We start from the raw sequence: 5,774 nt of genomic DNA on the forward strand, positions 1-5,774 counted from the left end.
GCCTCGGCCTGGCGAAGAACATCCGCCTCGGCCTGGCGAAGAACATCCTCGCCGGCCGGCTGCGCACGCTGCTGGCCCACGGCATCCTGGAACAGGTGCCGGCCTCCGACGGCAGCGCCTACCAGGAATACGTGCTGACGCCGAAAGGGCGCGCGCTGTTTCCGGTGGTGGTGGGCTTGCGGCAGTGGGGCGAAGCGTTCTTCTATGTCCCTGGCGAGCCGCATTCCGTGTTGGTGGACAGCAAGGCTGGCAAGCCGGTGCGGCCGCTCGAGGTGCGTGCCGAGGATGGCCGGCTGCTCGGGCCGGACGATGCGGTGGTGAGGAAGGTCGGCGAGGACGCGTTGTAGTCAGCCCGGCGCCGGATCCATCGACTATCCCGACCTTCAACACTGTCCAGCACTGTCCAACATCTCTTCTCGCTCATCGCCATGCCGCAAATATCTCTCACCCGGCCGCCCCTTCTTGTCAGCGCCTGCCTGCTTGGCCAGCCCGTGCGCTATGACGGCCAGGCCAAGGCCCAGCCCGACGCCACGCTGGTCACGCTGGCGCGGCATTTCGAACTGATCCCGGTCTGCCCGGAATCCATGGGGGGTTTGCCGACGCYGCGCCCGCCGGCCGAGATCGTCGGCGGCAGCGGCCCGCAGGTGCTGGCCGGCGCGGCCATGGTGCGCGATGCCACCGGTGCCGACGTGACCGCGCCGTTCGTGGCGGGCGCCCGCGACGCGTTGGCCATCGCCCGGCAGCGTCAATGCCGGCACGCGCTGCTCAAAGCCTTGAGCCCGTCGTGCGGCAATCATGAACACTACGATGGTTCATTTGGCGGCGCGCTGCGCCCGGGCCAGGGCGTGGCCGCGGCGTTGCTGGCCGAGGCTGGCGTGCGCGTCTGGAATGAAAGCGAGATCGATGCCCTGATCCGCACGGCCGGCGTGCCCGGTGCGTAGTGGTGCCGCCGCCCAGCTTGCAAAAGCCGTAGACGCGGCCGGTATTCGCCGCTAAGATCTTTCCGGTCGGCCGCACCAACGGCTGGCAGCGTCGCTCGGACGGTTCCGGGCGCTTACGTTCAAGGAAAATCCATGTCAGCCTCCGCAGGCAAGCGCCGCTTCGCGCGTATCGATCGTCTTCCCCCGTACGTCTTCAATATCACCGCCGAGCTGAAAATGGCGGCGCGCCGCCGTGGCGAAGACATCATCGACATGAGCATGGGCAACCCGGACGGCGCCACGMCGCCGCACATCGTTGCCAAGCTTACCGAAGCCGCACAGCGCCCCGATACCCACGGTTACTCCGCCTCCAAGGGCATCCCGCGACTGCGCCGCGCGATCTCGCACTGGTATCGCGAGCGCTACGACGTCGAGATCGATCCGGACACCGAGGCCATTGTCACCATCGGCTCCAAGGAAGGGCTGGCCCACCTGATGCTGGCCACGCTCGATCGCGGCGACACCGTGCTGGTGCCCGACCCGAGCTATCCCATCCATATCTATGGCGCGGTGATTGCCGGAGCTGATATCCGCTCCGTGCCCCTGGTGCCGGGCGTGGACTTCTTCGCCGAGATGGAGCGCGCCATTCGCGGCAGYTATCCCAAGCCGAAGATGATCGTGCTGGGCTTTCCGTCGAATCCCACCGCGCAATGCGTGGAACTGGACTTCTTCGAGCGCGTGATCGCGCTGGCGCGCAAGCACGATATCTTCGTGGTGCACGACCTGGCCTATGCCGACATCGTGTTCGACGGCTGGAAGGCGCCGTCGATCATGCAGGTGGAAGGGGCGAAAGACATTGCCGTGGAGTTTTTCACGCTGTCCAAGAGCTACAACATGGCGGGCTGGCGCATCGGCTTCATGGTGGGCAACCCGGATCTGGTGGCCGCGCTCACGCGCATGAAGAGCTATCACGACTACGGCACGTTCACCCCGCTGCAGGTCGCCGCCATTGCCGCGCTGGAAGGTGACCAGCAATGCGTCAAGGAGATCGCCGCGCACTACCAGACACGCCGCGACGTGCTGGCACGCGGGCTGATTGAATCCGGCTGGCCGGTGGAGATTCCCAAGGCGTCGATGTATATCTGGGCGCGCATCCCCGAGCCGTATCGCGCGCTGGGCTCGCTGGAGTTCTCCAAGCAACTGCTGGCCAAGGCCAAGGTCTGCGTCTCGCCCGGCATCGGCTTTGGCGACTACGGCGACGAGTACGTGCGCTTTGCGCTGATCGAGAACGAAGCGCGTATCCGCCAGGCGGTGCGCGGCATCAAGGCGATGTTCCGCGCGGACGGGCTGGTGAAGGTGCCGGTGGACGAGCACCAGCCGCACGGCCACGCGCCGAAGCCCAAGGACTGAGTGCGTGGTTTTATCCGCATGCACGTGACCACACGCCGGCGCCAGGCCGGCGTGCAACCATCAGGCATTCCCTGATCGGCCAAGCATGACCAGCGGGTGGGACTCACGCGGCCATGCGCTGTCGAAGAACGACTGCACCACGGCCTCGCTGACCTCGCTCGCATCCTTCACGCGCCAGCGCGGCGCATTGTCCTTGTCGACGATCAGCGCGCGCACCCCCTCGATAAAATCGCCCTGCGTGAACGCGTGCGACACCACGCCAAGCTCCATGCGGAAGCAATCGGCAAGATCCAGGTCGCGGCCGCGCAGCAGCAATTCCTGCGTGACCGCCATCATCAGCGGCGATCGCCCGCGCAGGATATCGAGCGTGCGCGCGGCCCAGTCGGCATAGGCCGGGTCGGATTCCGCGGCCAGGCTGTCGAGCAGGGCTGCCACGCTGGCGTCTGCCCGGAAATGCCGCAGCACGGCAGGCAGCACCGACTGCAGCGGCGCCGCCGGCGCGCTGTCGGCAGGCGTTGCCTGCAGCGCGGCGCGCAGGTCCGCCAGCACGTCGCCTGTCCGGTTGATGGCTGCCAGCGTCTGCTCGAAGTGCTCCAGGCTTGCGGCAGGCACGGCCATGTCGGCCAGCTTGCACAGCAGCGTATCGGCAGCGCCAAGCGTCACGCCTGTCAGCCCGACATAGAGCGCCAGGGCCAGCGGCAGCTTCGACAAGAAATGGCTCGCGCCCACATCGGGCACCAGGCCGATGCCGGTCTCCGGCATGGCCACGCGCGAGCGCTCTGTGACCACGCGCAGGTGCGCGGCCTGCGCCAGGCCCATGCCGCCGCCCATGACGATGCCGTCCATCAGCGCCACAACCGGCTTGGGGTAGCCATGCAGGCGGTAGTCGAGCTGGTATTCGTCGACAAAGAACTGGCGATGCAGCGCCGTACCCGCGTGGAAACTGTCGTACAGCGCGCGGATGTCGCCGCCGGCGCAGAACGCCTTGGGGCCCGCGCCGCGCAGCACCACCGCGGCGATGTCGTCGCGTGCGGCCCAGGCGGCAAGCTGCGCATCGAGCAGGCCGATCATCGGGTAGGACAAGGCGTTCAACTGGCGCGGCCGGTTGAGCGTGATCAGGCCGATACCGTTGATCTCGACGAAGCACACCTCGTCTTCGGCGCTCGGCATGGCTGCAGGATGCCCCTGCGCGGCATCGTTCGGGTTCAGGCGCATGGCGTGGCTCCTAGGCATCGCGCCATTGCGGCGCACGTTTTTGCAGGAAGGCGTTGACGCCTTCGCGCTGGTCCTCGCCGTCGAACAGGTCGACAAAGCGCTCGCGCTCCAGCGCCAGCGCCGGGCCGCGCGGCACGCCCTGGCGCGCCAGGTGCACCAGCTGCTTGCTGTAGGCAGCCGCCCGCGGGCTCACATTGCTGGCGCGCTCGGCCAGCCGCAGCGCCGCGTCCAGCGCCTGGCCCGTGGGCACCATGTCTTCCACCAGCCCGATGCGCAGCGCGGTGGCGGCATCGATGCGTTCGTTGGCCAGGATCATGCGCTTGGCCCAGCCCTCGCCCACCAGCCAGGGCAGGGTTTGCGTGCCGCAGCCACACGGCAACAGGCCGACGCCGGCTTCCGGCAGCGCCATCTGGGCCTGTTCCTCGGCAATGCGCACGTCGCAGGCCAGCGCGCATTCCAGCCCGCCGCCCATTGCATAGCCGTTGATCGCCGCGATCACCAGGGGGCGTGCGTTTTGCAGCGCCTCAAAGGCGGCACCGAAGCGTTGCGCCATCAGCCGCGCATGGGCGCGATCGCCATCGGCAAAACCGTTGAGGTCGGCGCCGGCACTGAAGAAGCGGCTGCCGTCGCCGGTGATCACGATGGCGCGCACGCGCGTGTCTGCATTCAGCGTGGCTACCAGTTGCTGCAACTGTGCCAGCCCCTCGGCGTTGAATGCATTGGCGGGCGGGCGCTTGAGGGTGACGCGGGCGATGTGCCCGTCGATGACGTGCTCGATCATGCTTGCCGCTCCTCTTGGGCCAGGTACTGGCGGATCACGCCCGAGAAGTCGAGCTGTCCGTCGCCGGCCTGGCTCACCGCCTGGTAGATCTGCTGGGCCAGCGCCCCGAGGAACAGCGGTTGCCGCACGCTGCGGGCGGCATCCGTGGCCAGGCCCAGGTCCTTGAGCATCAGGTCCGCGCCAAAGCCGCCGCTGTAGCCACGCGAGGCCGGCGCGGTCTCGATCACGCCCGGGTAAGGGTTGCAGGTGTCGGCGGCCCAGCAGCGGCCGGTGGAGGTGTTGACGATCCCGGCCAGCACGCCGGCGTCGATGCCCAGCTTGACGCCGAGCGCCATGGCTTCCGACACGCCGATCATGGAGATGCCGAGGATCAGGTTGTTGCAGATCTTGGCGACCTGTCCGGTGCCGGTGCCGCCGCAATGGACGATGTTGCGGCCCATGCCGGACAGCACGGGTTTCAGTTGTTCGAACAGGGCTTGTTCGGCGCCGACCATGAACGTCAGCGTACCGGCCTGCGCGCCGCCGGTGCCGCCGGAGACAGGGGCGTCGGCGATCGGGTTGCCTTGCTGGTTGGCCTCGACGGCCAGTGCGCGGATGGTGGCCGGGTCGATGGTGCTGGAGTCCACTAGCGGTACGCCGGGCCGTACGCCGGCAAGGACGCCTTCCGGGCCGAGGTAGGTGGCGCGGACGTGAGCAGCGGCCGGCAGCATGGTGATGACGAAGTCGGCTTCGGCGGCAGCCTTGCGGGCGGAGGGGGCTACGGCTGCGCCGTCGGCTTGCAGGGCTGACAGGGCGGTGGGGTTGAGGTCGAATACGGTCAGGGTGTGGCCTGCCTTGAGCAGGTTGCGGGCCATGGGGGCGCCCATGTTGCCTAGGCCGATGAAGGCTATGTGCATGTTGGCTCCTTACTCTTGGTGTTTGGTGTTTGGTGTTTGTGGCAACTGCTTAACTGCAACTGCTTAACTGCAACTGCTTAACGTCAAAAGCAACTGCAGTTTCACCACGCCTGCGGCGCGGCGACCTACTTTTTTGTCTTGCCAAAAAAGTAGGCAAAAAAGGCGCGCCGGATGGGGCGACTACCCCTCGGGCTTCGGCGAAAAGAGCGGCCGGGACCCAAACTCGCATCGCCTTAAGGCGATACTCAGACATGGGTCCCTCTTTTCCGCTCTTTTCGCCGAATCCCGAGGCGCCCCATACGGCCTTGGCACACCTCCACGGCTCGCTTCGCATCGCCGTGGGTGTTTCCCGCCCCTTCGGGCGCTTYACACGGCTACMMCARTYGGTTGATCTTGCCGCTGGTTGGCTCCCCTCTCCCACTTGTGSGCTCAGGATTACCCACAAATCATCGACATGACTTCATTCGTTCTGGCGGAAGATGCGATACATCTTGATGCTCTCGTGCAGGATGAAGAAGCCGCGCCAGAGCACAGTGGGCCCTGGCGGGCGGT

Annotated in this window: 6 protein-coding genes; 3 read left to right on the plus strand and 3 right to left on the minus strand. The window is 67.0% G+C overall.

Going from position 1 to position 5,774, the window contains the following annotated elements; genetic code table 11:
- The 3 genes from AC1DS3_RS34200 to alaC all read left to right on the plus strand — a co-directional run.
- Window positions 1-347: winged helix-turn-helix transcriptional regulator (locus tag AC1DS3_RS34200; protein WP_477128916.1), on the plus strand; the 347-nt coding region annotated here is incomplete at its 5' end.
- Between the two features lie 81 nt (window positions 348-428).
- Entirely contained in the window at window positions 429-941 is a 513-nt protein-coding gene (locus AC1DS3_RS34205; protein ID WP_477128917.1) for a 2-thiouracil desulfurase family protein, read from the plus strand.
- A 132-nt stretch (window positions 942-1,073) separates the two neighbouring features.
- A complete protein-coding gene (gene alaC, locus AC1DS3_RS34210; protein ID WP_477128918.1) occupies window positions 1,074-2,330 on the plus strand; it encodes an alanine transaminase in 1,257 nt (418 codons plus the stop codon).
- A gap of 60 nt (window positions 2,331-2,390) precedes the next feature.
- On the opposite strand, the gene AC1DS3_RS34215 is transcribed toward alaC, so the two are convergent.
- The 3 genes from AC1DS3_RS34215 to mmsB are packed head-to-tail and all read right to left on the minus strand — an operon-like array spanning window position 2,391 to window position 5,222.
- Window positions 2,391-3,545, minus strand: coding sequence for an enoyl-CoA hydratase/isomerase family protein (locus tag AC1DS3_RS34215; RefSeq protein WP_441635246.1), 1,155 nt, complete (start codon window positions 3,543-3,545; stop codon window positions 2,391-2,393).
- A gap of 10 nt (window positions 3,546-3,555) precedes the next feature.
- Window positions 3,556-4,326 carry an enoyl-CoA hydratase gene (locus AC1DS3_RS34220; RefSeq protein WP_477128919.1) on the minus strand — a complete coding sequence of 257 codons (771 nt, stop codon included), beginning with the start codon at window positions 4,324-4,326 and terminating at the stop codon, window positions 3,556-3,558.
- On the minus strand, window positions 4,323-5,222 hold the full coding sequence (gene mmsB, locus AC1DS3_RS34225; RefSeq protein ID WP_441635242.1) for a 3-hydroxyisobutyrate dehydrogenase: 900 nt from the start codon (window positions 5,220-5,222) through the stop codon (window positions 4,323-4,325). The genes AC1DS3_RS34220 and mmsB overlap by 4 nt, the downstream gene beginning before the upstream one ends.
- Window positions 5,223-5,774 lie beyond the last annotated feature (552 nt).

This window comes from Cupriavidus sp. 01L46 (genome assembly GCF_056399905.1).

Bases quoted from the DNA above. Each gene is read 5' to 3' on its own strand.
- AC1DS3_RS34215 (WP_441635246.1), bottom strand. From the start codon at position 3,545: ATGCGCCTGAACCCGAACGATGCCGCGCAGGGGCATCCTGCAGCCATG.
- AC1DS3_RS34220 (WP_477128919.1), bottom strand. From the start codon at position 4,326: ATGATCGAGCACGTCATCGACGGGCACATCGCCCGCGTCACCCTCAAG.
- mmsB (WP_441635242.1), bottom strand. From the start codon at position 5,222: ATGCACATAGCCTTCATCGGCCTAGGCAACATGGGCGCCCCCATGGCC.